Annotated in this window: 21 protein-coding genes and 2 pseudogenes; 19 read left to right on the forward strand and 4 right to left on the reverse strand. The window is 36.6% G+C overall.

Going from position 1 to position 19,123, the window contains the following annotated elements:
• Positions 1-280: 280 nt before the first annotated feature.
• The 11 genes and pseudogenes from ASE42_RS09490 (at position 281) to ASE42_RS09530 (ending at position 9,147) form a co-directional block, all read left to right on the forward strand.
• Positions 281-1,273, forward strand: a complete 993-nt coding sequence (locus ASE42_RS09490; RefSeq protein WP_082580697.1) for a hypothetical protein — start codon at positions 281-283, stop codon at positions 1,271-1,273.
• Between the two features lie 44 nt (positions 1,274-1,317).
• Positions 1,318-2,193, forward strand: coding sequence for a phage terminase small subunit (gene terS / locus ASE42_RS09495; RefSeq protein ID WP_056766552.1), 876 nt, complete (start codon positions 1,318-1,320; stop codon positions 2,191-2,193).
• A gap of 11 nt (positions 2,194-2,204) precedes the next feature.
• A pseudogene (locus tag ASE42_RS19095) lies at positions 2,205-2,324 on the forward strand (PBSX family phage terminase large subunit); the annotation flags it as partial.
• Between the two features lie 693 nt (positions 2,325-3,017).
• On the forward strand, positions 3,018-3,635 hold the full coding sequence (locus ASE42_RS09505; RefSeq protein ID WP_156403017.1) for a hypothetical protein: 618 nt from the start codon (positions 3,018-3,020) through the stop codon (positions 3,633-3,635).
• Between the two features lie 374 nt (positions 3,636-4,009).
• Positions 4,010-4,591: a YiiX/YebB-like N1pC/P60 family cysteine hydrolase gene (locus ASE42_RS09510; protein WP_056766557.1), complete on the forward strand. Its 582-nt coding sequence runs from the start codon at positions 4,010-4,012 to the stop codon at positions 4,589-4,591.
• Positions 4,592-4,896: 305 nt separating this feature from the next.
• Positions 4,897-6,006, forward strand: coding sequence for a RapH N-terminal domain-containing protein (locus ASE42_RS09515; protein ID WP_056766559.1), 1,110 nt, complete (start codon positions 4,897-4,899; stop codon positions 6,004-6,006).
• On the forward strand, positions 6,007-6,141 hold the full coding sequence (locus tag ASE42_RS19345; RefSeq protein WP_254966822.1) for a hypothetical protein: 135 nt from the start codon (positions 6,007-6,009) through the stop codon (positions 6,139-6,141). It begins immediately after the preceding gene.
• Positions 6,142-6,230: 89 nt separating this feature from the next.
• A partial coding sequence (locus tag ASE42_RS19505; protein ID WP_414730816.1) for a T7SS effector LXG polymorphic toxin occupies positions 6,231-7,390 on the forward strand: 1,160 nt, incomplete at its 3' end.
• 205 nt (positions 7,391-7,595) lie between these two features.
• On the forward strand, positions 7,596-8,324 hold the full coding sequence (locus tag ASE42_RS18595; RefSeq protein ID WP_080708099.1) for a DNA/RNA non-specific endonuclease: 729 nt from the start codon (positions 7,596-7,598) through the stop codon (positions 8,322-8,324).
• Positions 8,325-8,327: 3 nt separating this feature from the next.
• Entirely contained in the window at positions 8,328-8,804 is a 477-nt protein-coding gene (locus ASE42_RS09525; protein ID WP_034624400.1) for an immunity protein YezG family protein, read from the forward strand.
• Between the two features lie 154 nt (positions 8,805-8,958).
• Positions 8,959-9,147, forward strand: a complete 189-nt coding sequence (locus tag ASE42_RS09530) for a hypothetical protein (RefSeq protein ID WP_034624399.1) — start codon at positions 8,959-8,961, stop codon at positions 9,145-9,147.
• Positions 9,148-9,400: 253 nt separating this feature from the next.
• Here the strand turns inward: ASE42_RS09530 and ASE42_RS09535 are convergent, their stop codons facing one another.
• Positions 9,401-9,700 carry a hypothetical protein gene (locus ASE42_RS09535; RefSeq protein WP_156403018.1) on the reverse strand — a complete coding sequence of 100 codons (300 nt, stop codon included), beginning with the start codon at positions 9,698-9,700 and terminating at the stop codon, positions 9,401-9,403.
• Positions 9,701-10,770: 1,070 nt separating this feature from the next.
• On the opposite strand from ASE42_RS09535, the gene ASE42_RS09540 reads away from it, so the two are divergent.
• The 6 genes and pseudogenes from ASE42_RS09540 to ASE42_RS09565 all read left to right on the forward strand — a co-directional run bounded on the left by ASE42_RS09540 (position 10,771) and on the right by ASE42_RS09565 (position 14,281).
• Positions 10,771-11,283, forward strand: a complete 513-nt coding sequence (locus ASE42_RS09540; protein WP_056766563.1) for a hypothetical protein — start codon at positions 10,771-10,773, stop codon at positions 11,281-11,283.
• A gap of 204 nt (positions 11,284-11,487) precedes the next feature.
• The gene (locus ASE42_RS09545; RefSeq protein ID WP_034624393.1) at positions 11,488-11,703 is read left to right on the forward strand and encodes a hypothetical protein; all 216 of its coding nucleotides are present in this window, start codon (positions 11,488-11,490) and stop codon (positions 11,701-11,703) included.
• Positions 11,704-11,850: 147 nt separating this feature from the next.
• A complete protein-coding gene (locus tag ASE42_RS09550) occupies positions 11,851-12,144 on the forward strand; it encodes a hypothetical protein (RefSeq protein ID WP_235566694.1) in 294 nt (97 codons plus the stop codon).
• A gap of 585 nt (positions 12,145-12,729) precedes the next feature.
• A partial coding sequence (locus tag ASE42_RS19205) for a hypothetical protein (RefSeq protein ID WP_235566696.1) occupies positions 12,730-12,924 on the forward strand: 195 nt, incomplete at its 3' end.
• A gap of 1 nt (position 12,925) precedes the next feature.
• A pseudogene (locus tag ASE42_RS09560) lies at positions 12,926-13,801 on the forward strand (DNA/RNA non-specific endonuclease); the annotation flags it as partial.
• 3 nt (positions 13,802-13,804) lie between these two features.
• A complete protein-coding gene (locus tag ASE42_RS09565; RefSeq protein ID WP_056766565.1) occupies positions 13,805-14,281 on the forward strand; it encodes an immunity protein YezG family protein in 477 nt (158 codons plus the stop codon).
• Positions 14,282-14,345: 64 nt separating this feature from the next.
• Here ASE42_RS09565 and ASE42_RS09570 read toward each other — a convergent pair whose 3' ends face one another.
• Complete coding sequence (locus ASE42_RS09570; RefSeq protein ID WP_056766567.1) at positions 14,346-14,807, reverse strand: macro domain-containing protein; 462 nt, start codon at positions 14,805-14,807, stop codon at positions 14,346-14,348.
• Between the two features lie 228 nt (positions 14,808-15,035).
• Between ASE42_RS09570 and ASE42_RS09575 the strand changes: the two genes are divergently transcribed.
• Complete coding sequence (locus ASE42_RS09575; protein WP_056766569.1) at positions 15,036-15,617, forward strand: undecaprenyl-diphosphatase; 582 nt, start codon at positions 15,036-15,038, stop codon at positions 15,615-15,617.
• 51 nt (positions 15,618-15,668) lie between these two features.
• Here the strand turns inward: ASE42_RS09575 and ASE42_RS09580 are convergent, their stop codons facing one another.
• Positions 15,669-16,040 carry an iron chaperone gene (locus tag ASE42_RS09580; RefSeq protein WP_056766571.1) on the reverse strand — a complete coding sequence of 124 codons (372 nt, stop codon included), beginning with the start codon at positions 16,038-16,040 and terminating at the stop codon, positions 15,669-15,671.
• A gap of 543 nt (positions 16,041-16,583) precedes the next feature.
• Here ASE42_RS09580 and ASE42_RS09585 point away from each other — a divergent pair.
• Positions 16,584-17,696, forward strand: a complete 1,113-nt coding sequence (locus ASE42_RS09585; protein WP_041109178.1) for a tetratricopeptide repeat protein — start codon at positions 16,584-16,586, stop codon at positions 17,694-17,696.
• A gap of 730 nt (positions 17,697-18,426) precedes the next feature.
• On the opposite strand, the gene ASE42_RS09590 is transcribed toward ASE42_RS09585, so the two are convergent.
• Positions 18,427-19,122: a YoaK family protein gene (locus tag ASE42_RS09590; RefSeq protein WP_041109768.1), complete on the reverse strand. Its 696-nt coding sequence runs from the start codon at positions 19,120-19,122 to the stop codon at positions 18,427-18,429.
• Position 19,123 lies beyond the last annotated feature (1 nt).

Here is a 19,123-nt window from a genome sequence, read left to right on the forward strand (position 1 = left end):
GCCAAGGGGTTTTTTTAAGCGACACATCATGTATATAAAAAGTCTCAAAATCCTCGATATATCCTTAGAGCCATTTCCCTCAGTAATACAATTAAAAAACACCATTTATATGAACCGAGTATGTCTTATATGTGATCTGCTGTACAGAACAATGAAGAATCTTAGAGCGGTAATCAGTTATTTGGTTAATTTATACATTATAATGGTGAAATAAGAAGTTTATTGAATTATATTTAATAATGTCAAAACTTAATTTTTTAATGCCATTGGAGGATAACTAATGCATCAGTTAATGAATGAAGAAGAATTTCTCAAAAAGTATTCAATTAATGAAGAAAAGTTTAAAGATACCGGTATAGTATGGGGAGACTTAGAATCAATTTTTAATGATTATACATCTTGTATTGGATTACTTGAACATACTGGCAGGACAATAGCGGATGTTTTAAGGACACATCCTGATGCTCATACAGTACGAATGAGAATAAAAGAACCTGAGCACCTTATTGAGAAATTAATTAGAAAAAAAATTAATGTCTCCGGATTTTCATTTAGCATTGATGATTATAAGACAAAAATAACTGATTTAATAGGGCTAAGAGTTCTCCATCTATACAAAGATCAAGCTATTAATCTCGATGATATGATCAGGAATTATTGGGATTTAGAAGAGACGGTCACAATTTATATCCGACAAGGGGACATAGAAGATGGTGAGAAAGTCGAATTAGAAGCAGATGGGAAATTCAATGTAAAAAAACATTCAGCTGGATACCGTTCTTGGCATTATTTAATAAAAAGTCGTTTAACTAAAGAGCTGACTTTGGCTGAAATACAAGTTCGCACAATTTTTGAAGAGGGTTGGAGTGAAATTGATCACCAACTTCGCTATCCTTATTATGTAGGAGATCAGATTTTAACTAATCAATTATTAGTGTTAAACAGATTAGCTGGTAGTGCAGACGAAATGGTAAATTCAATTAAAGAGACATTACAGCGTTTCGACAAACTTAACAAAGAGAAGCAAGAGTTGAATAATATGATTGAAGAACTAAGAAAAGAAATAAGTAATTTAAACTTGAAGGAACCAGAATCAAAATCACTTTTAAGTGTAGTGAAAAATTTTGAAAAGAATCATCTTATTAAGTCATCAACTGTTATTGCACCTTATCTAGATAGATCAGATTTTAGTATTAGTAATTCTATAATATCTGGAAAAGTAGGAATATCTCCAATATCAAATGGGATTTTTGGAAATTCATCAAAACAATAAAACAAACTCCATTAATTCAGCAGCTCGGAGGTGGGTGATATGTAATGGCTAGACCGCGTGATCCAAGAAGAGATGAAGCTTTTCGTCTTTGGAAAGAGAGCGATGGAGCCCGCTTGCTTAAAGACATTGCAGATGAGTTAGATGTGATAAGTAGCACAGTCCGTAAATGGAAAGCGAACGATAAATGGGAAGACAAATTCAAAGGGAGCGCTCCTAAATTAAATAGGAGCGCTCCTTTATGTTCCGGCGCACCTAAAGGCAACAAAAACGCCAAAGGAAACAAAGGTGGTAAAGCGCCAACTGGTAACAAAAATGCTAACGGGAATAGGGGAGGCGCAGCTCCAAAAGGAAATAAAAATTCTTTACGTACGGGTGAATATGAATCAATCATGTTTGATTATATGGACGACACAGAAAAGGAGCTCTTTGAGCAGATTGAGACTGATCCGCTCTATCAAATTGAACTGACTGTACGTGAGCTTAGTATTCGAGAGCGGCGCATGATGCATAGGATCATGAAGTATGAAAATGGTTTAACCGATAATCAAAGACGTGTACTACAGCAACTTAGGAAGACAAAAGATGTTGCACCATCCACAAGTGAAAATGGTGTTGTCAAATATGTTCCAATCATCAATGAGCGTCTTGTAGTCACTGAGGTGGAAGAAACTCAATTACCTGTGATTGATCGCATCCTTGAAATAGAGGAAGCATTGACGCGAGTAACAGACAAGCGTCTTAAAGCCATTAGGCAGAAACACGACATTATGAAAACTATGTCAGAGCATGAATTGAGGCTGCGTGGTCTTGATCTTGCAAACCGAACGAGAGAAGCAGAGCTTGAGCGGATCACCGCTCGACCTGTCGATGATTCGGTTCAAATTACTATAAAGAGAGCAAAGAAAAAAGGTGATGACTGATGGTTCAAATGATGGAGAAGGAAGTCAATCCACATTTTGAGGACTTTCTTTTTGATTGGGATCAGAAGTTTCAGTTCTTGGTGGGCGGTTACGGCTCCTCCAAAAGCTATCATATTGCCCTGAAGCTCATCGATGAAGACTTGGAGACTGATCCTGAAAAGGTGAGGGCAGCACTGCAAGATTTTGTGGAAATCACACAAGAGATTTTGCTTACTGATGACTTGGCTGGGATCCAAACTGATCCACCTGAAGAAGTCGCAAAAGCAGGTAGAAAGTTTTCAGCTGCTAACTTAACTGAATTGAAAAATGCCAGAGCCGCTATCGACAATCTGTTGAGTCAAGCGGAAGAGAAGAAGGAGGAAGAAGACGTGAACAAAGAAGATCTGCACAAGATGCTAGATGACACAATTGCACCGGTTGTAAAGCTGCTGGATGACCTTGAAAAAGGCGAAGGTCAGCCTGATCCGCAAGAAAAACAAATTGATGAAGCTGTCGCAAAAGAAATGGCCGCAGCTGTAGGAAAGTCTAGGTCACAAGTTGCAAATAATTTGGATCGATATTCAGCGGTTGATTGAGCAACAGAATTGTATCGATGTATCAAATATAGGCTATACGAACTTCTCATTCTTTTAAGGAAACAAGTGGTTAAAGATTTCCGATTAAAAAATTGAAATGATTGATAAAGTAAAGTAGTACTTCATTATAAGTACAAATACTGGTAGAATTGAGCAAGCAAACCATAAAATACAACTGAGTTAGAGCAGTATAGCCAATATTCGAAAATAATTAAAATATGAGGGAGAAATTTAATGGAGTATGTATTAATGGAACCACCAATTATAATGGAATCCTTTGAAACTTTATCAAAAAAAGAGGCTAAAATTCTGTTTGATTGGTTTGTTAATCAGATACCACTACGGATTGAAGTTTTGAAAAATGTTACTAATGGAGAGGTGGACTTTAATTTCACCCCCGAGTCACTTATAGATATCTATAGTTGGTTTTTATCTCAGGTGGAGATTTATGAACTATCAGAAGAAGAGATTGGTAGAGAATTAGAAGAATTAAGGCAATATCCTGATTTTATTTATGAAGATGAAAAAAAGAGCTTATTGGCTAATCCAGTTGAAATTGCAAAAGTGGACTATGCAATAGCATTGGATATCGGGATTTATTATGCAGAAGTTATTAGAAGAAACCATCCTCAAGTAAAGTGGACTTGTTTTACTAAGCCAAAATCTTATGCATACTTAAACAAGCCTATTCTTCATTTTGAAGAAGGCGACAGCATTTATTATGAGCGTGAACCTATAGATTTAACGTTTATTCTGAACCAACGAATTAAAAAAGGAGAAGTAACAGAGCGTACACTTTATGAAATGTATTTTACAGATGAGAATTTGATATTGGGTGTAGACGAAGATCCTGAAGATGAAGATTAAAAAGAGAAACTTCTGACATGGAAGTTGCTTTTTCATTCCGTTTTTAGAAACTTTGATAAAGAAAGTATGTCTCAAATAAATTCTCAACGAAAATGATTGTTTGCTGATACTCTATAATCATAATACTAGTTGGATTTCAAAAGAATATGGAGATATGTTAAAGAAGGTTCGGATATTTACAAAATGACTGAGCCTTATGCGTCTTTTGGTTAATTTAACAGCTGAAGATCCCTTTCAGTAAATACAACGTATAATTGTATTAAATTTGAAAATAAGTGAAAAGATACTTATGTAATCCAAAAAATAATTAATTTTTAAAGCCTTTAGAAATTGAGGGCTTTATTTTTAAATTAGGCAAGGAGGCTGTAATTTAGATGAGTTCGGATAAATTTAAAAGTATAAATACTATAGAATATACAGAATTAAAGAATGATCTGAGGACTGGTGACCTTTTATTATGTTCGGGTGAATATTTGGTAAGTAAGTTAATTAAACAAGTTTCCAATTCACTCTTTAGTCATGTTGGTATTATTGTGAAGTGGAAAGGGCTATTATTAATAATTGAAAGTGTCGAGGACGATGGTGTTAGAATAGTTACTTTAGAACATTATTTGACTAACTATGAGAATACAAATAAAAGTTATGATGGGAAGCTATATATTGCACGGCACAAACAGTTAAATGAAGATGGTGGTGAAAAACAAAATACCATTATCGTTAAAGGTTTATCTTTATTAAACAAGAATTATGATAAATCTGAAATAGCACAGATAGTTGCTCGAATAGGATTGGGAGTAGGTAAACATAAAGATAATGAGGAGTTTATCTGTTCTGAATTTGTAGATGTATGTTTTAAAGAGGCAGATATTTGTTTTACCTCAGATACAAAAGGTTTTATCTTTCCTGAACACATTGCTGCTGATGAAAATGTTATTCCTATCGCTCGAATAGGTTAATATTTGATTCATAACAAACAGGCCTTCGACATGCGAAAGGCTTGTTTGTTTATGCAATTTTCTGTTGTTTTTTTTGTGAGGGGCATTAAAACAACATTTTGTGAATTCCACTTTTAGAGTGGCCCTTCTAAAAGAACTCAGAATTCGTTCAGTTGCTTGTCACTTCTAATCAGCTTTTCTAAAGTCACTCATTCAATGTATTTGCGGGATACCGAAAATTTCTATTAGGGACAGTTTGTCTTTACATATGTTGTAAATCTAGTGTTAAAATATTATAAGGGATTTGCTTAGAAGGGGGTAAAGGGATGACAGAATTAATTGCCTCTCAGGAGGTAGGAAACATGTTAAACACCTGGAATCTTGCCATACAAAAAGGGGATTTGTCGGCAGCTATTGAAATGCAAGATGACATAGACAAGGCAATCGAGCAAATGGAAGAAAATCAAGATGTTCTTTTGTATTATCAACTTTTAAGCTTTAGACTTAAGCTGAAACTTCAGAATATTAGCAAAAACCTAGATAAGCCATTCTTTGAGAGGAATGCACCAGACGAAAAAGAAGAGAAGACAAACAAACTCATGTCCTATTACTTCTATTTCTATAATGGGATCTATCATGACTACTTACAAGATTATGATAAGGCGCTAAGTTATTTCAGAATAGCTGAGAAGAAGTTGGCCTATGTTGATGATGAAATAGAAAAAGCAGAATTTCATTATAAATTAGCTGTTCTATTTTATGATTTGAAAATGACTTTCTTATCTAAATATCATGCTCAAATTGCTTGTGACACATTTAATGCACATGAATCATATATCAAAAGACAAATTAACTGTAGAATGCTGCATGCGCTGAACTTAATCGATCAATTTGAATATGAGAAAGCAAGTGAACTTTTTAACGAAGCAGAGAACATGATCCGAAGTATCAATGACAATCATTTAATTATTCATCTCTATTACAGCATGGGTTTTTTGGAAAGCAAAAGAGAGAATGCTGAGAAAGCATCTGCATTTTTTAGACGCACACTGAGTTATGAAGAAATTGAGCAACAAATGTTATTAAAAATGAGATGTTTATATGAACTAGCCAGAATAGAAGTATCAAATCAAAGCAATGAAGTGATTGAATGGGTTGATCTAGGCATTTCTTTGTCGGAACAAGTGAACCATCACATTTTTCAAATTAAATTTAAATTGTTAAAAGAACTATTATATGAAACAAATGACACTCAACAAGCCAATATAAGTAATTTGTGTGCAGAGCTTGTAGAAAGAAGAGTTTGGGTTGATTTAGAGGAAATCTTGGTTGATGTGGCGAAATATTTAGAGGAAAAAGGTTTGCTGCAACAATCATTGAAATACTATAAAAGAGCCTTACATGCAAGTCAATTTGTAGGAAAAGGAGTGAATTAAATGAAAAAATCTTTTTTTATTCCATTATCAATAGCTGTAGTAGCATTAGGTACACTTTTCTTTACAAATGGTTTCATTCAACCTCAACATGATGATGTCCAAACCGTCGCATCAAGAGGGAGCTCTGGAGGATAATTGGTTAAAAAACGATAAAGTGGATTAAAGTGTAAGACTCCTTATGGTATTCTAGAAAAAGAATATTCCATAAAAGGAGTCTTTTTTATATGAAAATATTAGATGCTCCATATTTACTGTCAGCTGTCGAACAAAGATCAAAAGTCTATCAGGAGCTTCGAGACGAAATGCAGCATGTGAAAATAGCATTAAAAAGTGTGTCGGGATTAGGTAATGAATTTACTGGAAAAGGTGCAGACAATATTAAAGCCTTTTATGAGGATCTTGCGCTTTACGCAGACACTTATCTTGACTTTATCGATATGCAAAAAGCTTTTTTAGATGGGGTAAAAGGAAAGCTTGATGATGAATCGTTAGGCGGGAGTACATTTATTGATGAGCATTTCTTAGACGCTCAACTGAAACAAGGGATTCAGAATAATAAAGATATGGTCAAGGAACAAAAAGAAGCCCTATCCACTATTTTTGATGACATCAGTGATCTCATAGAACTGAATGTATTTTCAAGTAAAGAAGTCAATGAACATTTAGACGATGCGAATAAAAAAAGGAAAGAGGCAATTGATGCTGTACATAAATTAGATCATGCCCTAAAAACTGAATACGCAAAATCAGAAGCGATTGAGAAACATCTTGCAACCTTTTATGCAAAAATGATGGCTGCTACAGGAAAAGGGAAAAATGCGCAGCCCATGTATTACGATGCAAAAGCATTTCATGAAACAGATGTGTACAAGAATCATGATAAAATCGATGCACAGGTGAAAGCATATTTAAAGGTGAAAAAAGAAGAAAAAGAGAAACGAAGAATCAAAGAATTGAAAGAAAAACTCAACGATCCTTCGTGTATATCAGAGGAAAAATACTTTGAGATTGTAGACGAAATTGGATATGAAAATCTTTCTTACGATCAAAAAATGTATTACAGCCAGCTTCTCCAGATCAAAGCGCAGGAAGAAGCATCAGAGGGGTTTGTTGATGTTGTAAAAGGAGCAGCAGTTGGTCTATATGATGTGGCCAAAGATACGGTAGTTGGCATCTATGATCTTGTGACAGATCCTGGAGGTGCCGTTGAATCGGTCGTAACGGCTGTTTCACATCCAATTGAGACTTCGAAAGCGATTGGAAAGTCGATTTCAGACTCATTCCAAAAAGAAGTCATCGATGGTGATGCATATTCTCGATCACACTGGTTCGCCTATGCAACTGGTTCTCTAGCAGAAATCGTCTTTGGTTCTAAAGGGGCAGGNTTTCTTTGACTGGAAATCCTCATATCTTCGAAAGCGATTGGAAAGTCGATTTCAGACTCATTCCAAAAAGAAGTCATCGATGGTGATGCATATTCTCGATCACACTGGTTCGCCTATGCAACTGGTTCTCTAGCAGAAATCGTCTTTGGTTCTAAAGGGGCAGGAGCCATTACAAAAACGGGAACAACAGCAGCCAAAACGACTGTGAAGAAAGGGCTTGAACAAGGAGCAAAATCATTAGACAGAGTCTTTATTCCGAATCTATTGCCATACTCACCAAAGTTTCAACTGGCTGGTGGCCCGAAGCTGCCGTATAACGTGTTTGACGGAGAAAATCTCAAAAATAAACTCCTCTCTATGGCAAAGCGCCTAGATAACAATTCAGGATATGGAGTCTCTAAGACAGGCAGACGATTACCCGCACCAAAATCACCACCGACTGTTGTGAAATACGGAGATCATGTCATCAGATGGAAACGTAAAAAAGTATTAAAACCAAATGTTGTTTATACAACAAAGCAAGGCTACACTTTTACCACAGATCATTATGGACGCATTGTCAAAGTAGAAGCAAATGAATTAAAATACGGAGAGACCAAAAGAAACAATTATGCACAATCAAACATAGGGAAGCCTGACAGATTACTAGACGATGATGGTGGGCATTTAATTGCGTCAATTTTTAAAGGTTCAGGTGATATTGATAACCTGCTTCCGATGAATTCACAAATTAATCGTAGTGGTGGGAAATGGTATCAGATGGAACAAGAGTGGTTAGCTGCATTGAAAGAAGTTCCTCCTGAGAAAGTATCTGTTTCAATAGAACCTGTTTATAAAAGTGATTCATTGAGACCAGAACGTTTTGTTGTTGAATTTAGAATAGGCAATGACGAATTACAAAGATCAATTATTAAAAACCAAAAAGGTGGATAAACAATGGAATTAGAGAAACTAGATTCTCTGTATGGTGAAATTGCACAAACTGTTAATGAGATGATTCCAAAAGAGTGGGACGAAGTCTGTTTATATGCCGAAATATTAGACGACTCTGCAGAGATTAATTTTTATTACAGATTAAAGGGAGAAACGGCATTTCTTTACTCGCATAATATACCTGAAGATCATCATGTAAGTAAGTCAATCTATAACGAGTTTTTAATAAAATTACATGATTTGTTTGAGGAGCTACAAAAAGCATATGAATTAATTAATCCTGAAAAATGGACAAATTTGACTTTGAAATTAGATGCAAACGGCAAATTTTCCTTAGACTTGAATTATGAAGATGTATTGAATGAAGAAATTAACGGGTCTCAAAGAAGAGCAATATGGGCTTACGAAAATCTCGGAATACTTCCGAAAAGAAAATCAGTCAGGGAATTTCTTGATCAATATATTAAAAATAAAGGATAAAAGTAACAATTAACTTACCGCCCTCCGTTAAAGGAGGGTTTTTTATTAAAATAGGCATATGATTCAGGAAAAAGTAGACCGACTGTTTCGACTGACTTACATAAAAATGTACCACATATTGGTGCCGCATCAGACTTAAGAGGAGGCTATTAAAATGAGTTTTAAACGAATTAAAGACAAACTTGATCAATACACGATTGATATTAGATCAACCAAAATAAACGAAACGCATAAAATAGAAGAAGAAAACGGATATCACATTTCTTCTGATTATAAAAGTTTTATTAATGAATATGGAGAATGTTTGATTGTGGACAATGCAACAAGGGATGTCTTAGTTTGAATTAGCTATAGAACGTAAAGCATCATCATAGTCAGCTAGATCTTAATTAGGATGTGCTTTTAAAAATGTATACTTAACCAATTTATCAGGATTGTTTAAAAAGTATTCAGCAAGTCTAATAAGCGCAGCACGAATATCTTGGTCGTTGATATCATTAAAATCAAAGTATTCACAATAATCGAATCTTGCTTTATGAATTCAATGTTATCGAAAGGAAGGCTTTCTGATTCGCCATAGTTGTGCTCTATTTCTTTTAAAAGTCGATTAAGAAGGAAGTATCCAGAACATGCATAGACTTGTATCCCACATCTTTAACCACTTTGAAATCATAAAGTACATCACCAACTAGAATATCTGCATCTGCACCATCAACCAATAGGGAAGCAATACCAAAGTGAGGATTGATAACCACTTTGCTGTCTGTTTTAACAAAACCTCTGTCAGTGAATTTTTCTTCGAATCTCATTTCTTTATTTATTATTCGGGATATTCTAAATATTGCCAAATAATCAAAGGCAGTCCCTATCAAGCTTGCATCAGACGGTTTCTCCAATGTGTAAGGCACTAACGTTTCTTACTTTTTAGAAAAGGGATTTTTCCGACTTGCAGTTTTGAAATCTTTCTTTTTAGGCGCAATAGCAGCAACTATTTCTTTGAATTGTGGTACTTTGCTTTAGCTCGATGTAAGTGACATTGTTAATCTCTTAATTTTTATACATAAATTACCTAACATAAAGATATATTTTGTATACCAATATTTGTATCGAACAAAAGTTCTTAAAACGTATTGGTAAGGAACGTTCGTTCTGTTTTTGCGACCTACTCACTGTTCGGTCAACATTGAATTACTTTTGTGCCTTCTACAATGTAATGCGTGAACCACTTTTGCGATTGTTGAAAAAGTTGCGGATTTCTTCTGCAGATGAACCTAGATTAGCAAACCAGTGTATTACAACACCTTTCACAACTTTTAAAGCTGTTTGAAGTCTGAAGTATTTGTTGGGAGTCAACAAATTTTGAATAATGTTCATTAAGTAAATTTCGCCTAATTTTTTTGAGCTCAAAAAGAGAGCAGGGGATAACCCAAGCTGTCTCGTTCTCACACATGCTCTGTCTTTCTCTGTTATGTATTGAATATATTCCTATAAAATCATAGTTTTAAAGAGATTCTTTATAAGTTGGCAACTCGTTCAACTGAACCTGTTGCACTATTTCTAAAGGAGTCAAATTCGATCGATCTACATCTCGTGTCATTTCCATTGGATCTTTGATCGAATGCAATAACATTGGCGATACAAACAAAATATCACCTCCTACTTAGAACATGATAGCTAAGCGAAGGTGATATATAAATCAAAATGACTGTGGTACTTAATTAGGATTCAGCAGTTCCGGTGAATTGTTTTTAAGTGAGTTAACAAGTGTAGAAAAATAATATATCCTTGCGCAACCTGAACCATAAGAAAAAGTAAAAATTACAATTGAATAAATTCAAGGACTAAATACCTCTTTTGCGTGGATGGGGGAAAAAGATTGTCTTTTCTAGGCTATGACCTATACATGTTTATAACAGATTAATACCATAAAAAGGGAATTCACAATTTGAAAAAGGAGACGTTAGACATGAACGACTATAATTACGATGATACTGATTTTATCACGGAAGAACGCCCGCAGTATGGAGCAGTGGGAATACCTTCAACAGGGACAGTAACAAGACCGCCATTTGGAGGATCTGCAAGCGTGGGAGGGATGATTCCAGGAACACAGTTAAGCATTGCATCACTGCTTCAGCAACACCCAAGGCCAACATCCCCACCCTCGCAACAAGCTCTAAAGCTAGTTCAACAACTTAAATCCAACCCTCAATTGTTGCAATATGTTATACAACAAAGACCAAGAACCTTACAGCAGTTAACTCAGTATATGCAAAGTGGAGGACAAACGACACCTTATGGAGGGAGTAGAGGCTCTTGTCCTGTAGGTTGGGAAATTGTTATTTACTCAACATTTTTTGGGTTTGACGTTGACTTGATATTTAATATACTTCCTCCATGGACCCCAGGTATTGTAGCGGGGTTTGACATCTTTTCAAGTTTTAGGGTAATTACCAACGTGGTATGGGAGATTTGTTAATAGTGTTTTTTACTTTTAAAGCGGTAACAGGTATTTGAATGGTCAAGATTATGTTAAAAGGGTATTCTGTTTAGTGATTTTGTATTGCTGCCAGCTGTCTGGCAGCTTTTATTTTTAATATTGAACAGAATATAAACTATAACCTTAGGTTGCACTTTAAAGGTACAAAATTGGAGATAACTTTCGGAAGAAAATAGGTGGAATCTGATGCAGCAAAAAGTTGAGGTTAAAGAAGTTGAAGTGTTGATCAGAGAGATATGGACAAAGAAAAAGTTCACTGATATTCAAAAGGAGCAAACATTTAAGGTAGAGGAAAATGGGGGAGTCATGAAATATATAGCAAGAACAGATCCCAATTGGGATGAGATGTACGAAGCCTACATAATTGATTTATTTGATAAAAATAAAATAAGTGAATGATGACAAGTGAGAACAGATAGCTTCAATGAAGATGACACTAGGGAGGCAATAAAATGAATTTGTATGAAATTATAAAGCACTTTGCATCTGAAGGGAAGTGAACGGATTATCTTTTCATCTTGCTTGCTGAATCAGATGAAGAGGTATATGAATGGTTCTAAACTAATCCAAGTCCGTTTCAGACGGCAATGGGTTTATACCCCATATGAAGATAATGAAACCGACGACGAAACATATGCAATTTATAATAAAGACTATGAAATTATCGGTCATGAAAAGTATAAAGATCGAGAATTAAAAGGTGAGTTGAATGATGAAGTAGAAATAACCGATCTTAATTATGGAATACTCTTAGTTGGGTGGAGAATGGTGAAATCAGATATTCCAACGGAACAAGTTGAATTGTTAAAGGATTCCGGAGTCAGTATTGAGTCTGCATAAAAGTAATTTTTTAAACAAATGTAATAGAACAGGATTAAATGACCCTACTCATCTGAAGAAAATTGAATAAATTAAAACCATAGGAAGTCCTACTATAAAAGAAAATCTTGTTAAGCAGAGTTTTTAGAGTACCCTGCAATAGAGTCTATGAGATCCTTAATATAAAATTTCATAATATTACCTCCATCCTTAGTGATTTTATCAGAAAATGTTACGTTGTTTTATTTAAAAAAATTATGGAATGATTCAAATAAATAGAAGCTAACTAGCTTATGAGGAGGAATGGGATGAAAGAAGCTATTCAATTTCTAAAAGATTTGCAACAAGAATTGAAAACACAGGATGTTGATTAGCAGGCAGCAACACGATTTTGGGTCGTAGGTGACTATGAGTGGGTTGCAGCAAATGAAGGAAACACTGAGCGATATTCTGTGTACTTACCCAATGCAGTAGAATCTTATCCTGTGGAAGATTACATCGAAAGTACAAAAGAAGACGGTGAATTCATTGATGAACAATTACAGGAACTGGACGAATGCAATAATGACTATGATGAAATTTTAGAATGGATACAAAAATACGAGGATGAAGGAGCAGAGCTCTTTCCTGAGAAAAAAATCCACATTACACGCAATTGAAACATCGAAAGCGATTGGAAAGTCGATTTCGGACTCATTCCAAAAAGAAGTCATCGATGGTGATGCATATTCTCGATCACACTGGTTCGCCTATGCAACTGGTTCTCTAGCAGAAATCGTCTTTGGTTCTAAAGGGGCAGGANGACTCATTCCAAAAAGAAGTCATCGATGGTGATGCATATTCTCGATCACACTGGTTCGCCTATGCAACTGGTTCTCTAGCAGAAATCGTCTTTGGTTCTAAAGGGGCAGGTGCCATTACAAAAACGGGGACAACAGCAGCCAAAACGACGGTGAAGAAAGGCCTTGAGCAAGGAGCAAAATCATTAGACAGAGTCTCTATTCCGAATCTATTGCCATACTCACCAAAGTTTCAAATGGCTGGCGGCCCGAAGCTGCCGTATAACGTGTTTGACGGAGAAAATCTCAAAAATAAACTCCTCTCTATGGCAAAGCGTCTAGACAACAATTCAGGATACGGGATCTCTAAGACAGGCAGACGATTACCGGCACCAAAATCACCACCGACTGTTGTTAGCTACGGAGATCACTATGTGAGATGGAAACGTAAAAAAGTGTTAAAACCGAATGTTGTTTATTCAACAAAGCAAGGCTACACCTACACCACGGATCACTACGGACGTATTGTCAAAGTCGAAGCAAGTGATTTAAAATACGGAGAGGTTAAAAGAAACCAATATGCCCAATCCAATTCAGGTAAGCCGGATCGGCTATTAAAAGATGACGGAGGTCATTTGATTGCGTCTATTTTTAAAGGGTCTGGGGATATTGATAATCTTGTCCCAATGAATTCACAGATTAATAGAAGTGGCGGGAAATGGTATGAAATGGAACAAAGGTGGTTGAGAGCATTGAGAGCCGATCCACCTAAACATGTAAAAATTAACATTGAACCTGTCTATAAGAATGATTCATTAAGACCGGATAGTTTCGTAGTCGAATATAACATTGGAAAACGTTCCGTTCGTGAAATTATTTTAAATCAACCTGGAGGTTAGACAATGGAAGAATTAGAAAAAGATTATAAAAAAATATCAGAATCAATTAATGAAATAATACCATGTGATTGGGATAAAGTTTGGGTGTATGCTGAAATACGTGATGATTCAGCAGGAATTACTTTTTACTTTACTGAATCTAATAGTGAAGTGTATATTTATGGACACGATATTCCCGAACGATATAGAGTAAGTAATTCTATTTATAATCATTTACTAGTCGAACTTAGTGATAAATTTAGAGAATTGAAAAAGGAATATATAAAATATGACTTAGGAGTTTGGACTACAGCGACTCTTCAGTTAGAGTCATCAGGAAAATTTACTATTGAGTATGGATATGATGATGTTTATTCATTAGGCATAGACAATGTGCAAAGAATCGCAGTTTGGGAATATGAAACGTTCGGATTTTTACCCGACGATGAAGAAGATAAAGAAGCCGTATTAAATTATATAAAAAATAAAGACGATAACTAACGCACAATACCCTCCGAATAAAGGAGGGTATTTCTCATATATGTTTCATAAAACCTCATTTCCATTATCTAAACCGATAAACCGTCACCTCACAATCACCCAGCACCTCTTCAATCATCTCTTCCACAATCGTCCAATCGCCGCCAGCCAAGCCGCAGCCGATCCCGTATGGAATGGCGATGGACGTTTGTTTTTTCTCTTCAGGTGATTGTGTCACTGTATCCTTTAGATGTTGAAAGCAGCTGCGTAAGGCATCGTAGTCTGTTTGTTTTCTTGTTCTTCCGTATCCAGCTTGGGCAAATAAGTTGGCAATTGTTTTTCCGTCTTTTGTTGTGATGAGTTGAACGGAGCTTAACAAGTCATCTCCTTGTTCTGTACATAACTGTTTATAATCTTTGAACACATTCGGATATTTGCTTTTGATCTGTTTTGCTAATCCAGCTCCCATGACTCCTTTACAGTTCACTTGGTGACAAATGATGTCTTCGCTTGCCTCTAATATGTTTCCATTCACCGTTTTGATCATATGATGTAACCCCTTTTTGATAAAATGCAAACTTACGTTCTATTATAACAGTTTTGTTCCTGTGATTTAATAGCCTTTGATGAGTTTTTAGTTAGTACATGATGTTCAAGTGACAGCAAAGTGACAAACATGTCATATGATTCCATGGTTTGTTCGTTCGATCGATGGAGGCAGACATCTCATTTCAATTATCCTTATCGTAAATCAAGTAAAAAGGGATGAAATGAGATGCGGGGACTTAATGAAGATTTATTTAGGCGGGTGAATGAGCTCAGTATCGATCATGGTTACTTGAATCCAATATTTATTGGACTAGCTGAATATACAGTGCTGCTGGCAGCGCTTGTGTGTCTGTTCGCATGGTTTCAAAATCGTAGCAGGTACAATAGGGCGATGGTCGTTTCTGCCGGACTGACCTTCGTACTCGCCGAGTTACTTGGGAAAATCGCTGGGGTGTTTTATTTTAATCAGCAGCCCTTTGCAGAAATGAGCCACGTCAATCTTTTGATTCAAAAGGAAGTGAATAACTCGTTTCCGAGTGATCATACCATCTTTATTTTTTCGATTTGCGTGATCTTTTGGCTGTTTCACAAACGCCATATGTATTGGCTGATCATTGCGTGTGCTGTTGGTTTTTCAAGGATTTGGGTAGGTGTTCATTATCCATTAGATGTATTAGCAGGAGCTGCTATAGCGTGTTTAACAGCCGTCGCCGTTGTATATTTGCCGATATGCCAAAAGAGCGTTGATGCCCTTTTGTCATGTTATGAATGGCTTGAACAAAAATTGGTAGGGAAGAGAACAAAATAATATTGTTGCAGCAAAATACCCCGATCTGTAAAGCTGAGACCGGGGTACTGTTTATTTTCTCCAAAACGTTGAACAATCCGCTTTGTCTTCGATATTAAATTCGATGATTTTTTTTAGGAGAGGATAATCAACTGGCAAGCTTTCTTTCATGCGAAACAGATTTTTCCCATGATCGTACCCAGCTTGTACAATGTCAGCTGAAAATTGATCAATTCCTTTTGCTTCTGGTGCGACAGAAATGTGATGTTTTGCCACGCTAAACCCAATAATAAATGTGCCGTGATCAGTGAACATAGGCTGATTCCAAGCAATTCTTGCCTCTAATTGAGGGAATGTGTCTTCTATCCATTTTAAGATGTCTTGAGTGCGCTGCTTCAGCTCGGGGTTACCGATTTTGCTGATATATTCTTCAAACACATGCATGATATTTTATCCTCCCAATCCATCTACCTCATAAGCCTCAGACGGGATTCGAACCCGCACTCCTTTCGTAAGCATAGGCTAGGGGCAACACGCTTCCCTACGGAATTTCACCGACAGGAATTTCACCTGTCTCAGCTCATGTGCTTTTCGGTGCTTCTGAAACCCTTGCCTTGCGACCCGCCAGCTACAATTTGTTTTACGGCGCTCTTCCCTTCTAGAGCTACTGAGGCGTGTAAGTGATTGATCATATTATATAAAGAAACTGGATAAATGAAAAGCTGCTATGAACCATCTTAAGATTAGAAAGCCTTGACATTGGGCTTTTTTCATTTCATCTCAAGATGTTTATTTTAAAAAAAGGCGGAATTTTTTCGCAAATATCATTGACTAGGAGAAAGAAACGCACTTTCAATGGAAACGGTTATTGAAGATTCAAGTGATTCATATTAAAATGATGTCAAATGGACTAATTAGCAATTGCTAATAGAAGTTCCATATTTAGTGAAATCATGTGTTGCAGCTGAAGGTGATTGGGGGTGTAGAATGAGCAAAGTTCCTGTTGCGGAATTGGCATCACTATTAAATGACTGGAACATGGAAATCAAAAAAGATCATGCAGATGAGGCAGAACGGTTATTTGCCAAAGCGAAACAAGCGGTAGAGGAAATTGACGATGCGGATATCCTCATATACTATTCTCTTCTTGAGAAGAGGCATCACATTCTTATGTACAATTTAAGAGGGCAAAAGGGCAATGTTTCAACGAAAAGCATAGAGGGTCATTATGGAAAAAAAGAAGATGACCTGTCTAACCGTCTTGCCTATTATTTTGATTTTTATGAGGGTGTGTATGAGCAGCATCAAGGTAATTATGAGGTTGCATTGCAAATGTATCAAAGTGCTGAAAAGCTCTTAGATAAAATTCCAAGTGAGATCGAACGTGCTGATTTCGATTTTAAAGTGGCATGGCTTTATTACCGGCTCAGTCATATCATGCTCTCATTAAGCTATATCCGCAGAGCGCTGCACGTTTATAAGCGACACAAGCAGTATGAAAGAAGAACGGCCCTTTCATACTCTCTTATAGCAGCGAATCTAACGGAGATCGGCCGGTATGAAGAGGCGCTTGAGAATTATCGTCTGGCGGAAGAGGTTTTGACAAGCGAGCAGGATGATTTTATGCTGGCTCAGCACCATCACAATGTGGCCATTTTATATTCATTTTGGAACAAACCGAAGGAATCGATACGTCATCTTGAAAAAGCACTGTCCCATCAAGAGTATTATGATTCAGATTTCTTTTTCCATTCTACGTATCTGATCAGCCGGGAACTCTGTGTGATTGGTGAAAAGCAGCGTGCAAGCCAATATATAGAGGCTGCATATGCCAGAATAAAAGATGCTTCTCATGAAGTGTTTCAGCTAAAAATAGGCATCGTACATGATCTTTACTTAACGCATGCGCCACAAAGATTTCAGCAAATTGATGAGAAATTAAGAAAGTTAGAAGAGAAGAATGAATATCATGAAGTAAAAGAGCTATCACAATTTGCAGCAAAATATTGTGAAAAGCAAGCACTTTATGAGCAGTCTGTTTTTTACTTGAACAAAAGTTTAGAAGCGGATTTACATATGAAAAGAATGGGGTTGATTTAAGATGAAAACAGGATTAAAAGTATTATTCGTTGTCGGTTTAGCGGTCGCTGCGACTGTTCTATCGCAAGACGTTGCGGGTTCATTCGAAGTTGCAGAAAAAATCATTGGTGGTTAATACCTTTATCTCTCGCCCTTGTTGATGATCGTCAGCAAGGGTTTTTTTGCGTCTTTAATAGGCTCTTCTTATTAAACGCTGCAAGAACGTTTAATAAGAAGAATTCGCAACAAAGGGGGTGTGCAAATTTATTACCTGCTCCATTATTCTAAATAAACATAGGGCAGAGCAACAAGTTAAAAAGGTCACTTTTCTTTGCTTAATTTAATTTTTTGCAGGACTTTTCATTCAAATTTTATCAAATTGGTCTAATGTACATAGAAGGAATGAAAAAGCAGGAGCACCGCCCCATTTGTCATGCATAAGATGAGATAAGGTCTGATTCGAAGGCAGGTGATTGTATGTATCCACGGGTTTATGGTGGTTTTCATGGAGGCGGTTTTAGCGGAGGTGGGGCACATATTGGGCCGGTTGGTTCCCATATCGGCTTTGGCGGGTATTATTTGAGTCCTGGTGTATTCTCTGGCTTAGGCGGTTTTCCCGGGTACGGAGGATTCGGGACATTTTCTGGATATCCATATGGTTCTACGTTCATCATGGGACGCCCTCCTGGTTTTTATGTCAGGAGTTATTAGTGTAAGATCACAATAATTGAAATAGCCATCTAAAGAGAGGCTATTTCAATTGGTGAAATTGCTTCAATCCAGCAGTGATCACAATGATGCCTAGAATGATGATAGGCATCCAGATGATGATAAACGGATCGTAACGATCTGTGTATGCAGCAATAGCTGCACCTAGGCAGTAGAAGACAATAGAGCCTATTCGCATCAAGCTTACAAGCTGGATAGGGGCCTTTCTTTTCTCTCGGTATGATATACGCTGAGCTGCATCTTCAAATAGGTTAGCAAGTGTACTCGTGAGAACGGTTGTGGAAATGCCAGCAACATTCAATTTACGAGCGGCCGCCGTTTGCATGCCCATAGCCATACTTAAAAGGATGATCAGCATAAAGTAAGCACCTTGTGTATAAGGGAAAATGGTCATGAGAGCAAATAGAAGCAAAATCATCAATTCGATGATAAAAATGCGTGTTACGGCTTTTGGCCAAAACGTTTTCTCGTGATTTCCGCCTATCACAACTGCAAGTAAAACCCCTAAAACGAATCCACTTAGCGCAATGATGGAATGAAGGGCTGTTAGCTGCAAGGAGCTTCCTGCTGCAATGCCAAGCAGCACAATATTACCTGTCATATTGGCTGTAAACACATGCCCTAGGCTTAAATAGCCAATCACATCCACAATTCCTGCGGAAAGACATAAGAAAATCAAAGCTGTATTTCGAAATGAATGTGCGGTCAAAATAGTCATC

The sequence above is a fragment of the Bacillus sp. Root920 genome, from assembly GCF_001429445.1.
In the GTDB taxonomy this organism is placed as follows: Bacteria; Bacillota; Bacilli; order Bacillales; family Bacillaceae; genus Bacillus; species Bacillus safensis.

What these genes read in the sequence shown, in the direction of transcription:
- ASE42_RS09490 (WP_082580697.1), top strand. Translation starts at nt 281, where the DNA reads ATGCATCAGTTAATGAATGAAGAAGAATTTCTCAAAAAGTATTCAATT.
- terS (WP_056766552.1), top strand. Translation starts at nt 1,318, where the DNA reads ATGGCTAGACCGCGTGATCCAAGAAGAGATGAAGCTTTTCGTCTTTGG.
- ASE42_RS09505 (WP_156403017.1), top strand. Translation starts at nt 3,018, where the DNA reads ATGGAACCACCAATTATAATGGAATCCTTTGAAACTTTATCAAAAAAA.
- ASE42_RS09510 (WP_056766557.1), top strand. Translation starts at nt 4,010, where the DNA reads ATGAGTTCGGATAAATTTAAAAGTATAAATACTATAGAATATACAGAA.
- ASE42_RS09515 (WP_056766559.1), top strand. Translation starts at nt 4,897, where the DNA reads ATGACAGAATTAATTGCCTCTCAGGAGGTAGGAAACATGTTAAACACC.
- ASE42_RS19345 (WP_254966822.1), top strand. Translation starts at nt 6,007, where the DNA reads ATGAAAAAATCTTTTTTTATTCCATTATCAATAGCTGTAGTAGCATTA.
- ASE42_RS09525 (WP_034624400.1), top strand. Translation starts at nt 8,328, where the DNA reads ATGGAATTAGAGAAACTAGATTCTCTGTATGGTGAAATTGCACAAACT.
- ASE42_RS09530 (WP_034624399.1), top strand. Translation starts at nt 8,959, where the DNA reads ATGAGTTTTAAACGAATTAAAGACAAACTTGATCAATACACGATTGAT.
- ASE42_RS09540 (WP_056766563.1), top strand. Translation starts at nt 10,771, where the DNA reads ATGAACGACTATAATTACGATGATACTGATTTTATCACGGAAGAACGC.
- ASE42_RS09550 (WP_235566694.1), top strand. Translation starts at nt 11,851, where the DNA reads ATGAATGGTTCTAAACTAATCCAAGTCCGTTTCAGACGGCAATGGGTT.
- ASE42_RS09565 (WP_056766565.1), top strand. Translation starts at nt 13,805, where the DNA reads ATGGAAGAATTAGAAAAAGATTATAAAAAAATATCAGAATCAATTAAT.
- ASE42_RS09570 (WP_056766567.1), bottom strand. Translation starts at nt 14,807, where the DNA reads ATGATCAAAACGGTGAATGGAAACATATTAGAGGCAAGCGAAGACATC.
- ASE42_RS09575 (WP_056766569.1), top strand. Translation starts at nt 15,036, where the DNA reads ATGCGGGGACTTAATGAAGATTTATTTAGGCGGGTGAATGAGCTCAGT.
- ASE42_RS09580 (WP_056766571.1), bottom strand. Translation starts at nt 16,040, where the DNA reads ATGCATGTGTTTGAAGAATATATCAGCAAAATCGGTAACCCCGAGCTG.
- ASE42_RS09585 (WP_041109178.1), top strand. Translation starts at nt 16,584, where the DNA reads ATGAGCAAAGTTCCTGTTGCGGAATTGGCATCACTATTAAATGACTGG.
- ASE42_RS09590 (WP_041109768.1), bottom strand. Translation starts at nt 19,122, where the DNA reads ATGACTATTTTGACCGCACATTCATTTCGAAATACAGCTTTGATTTTC.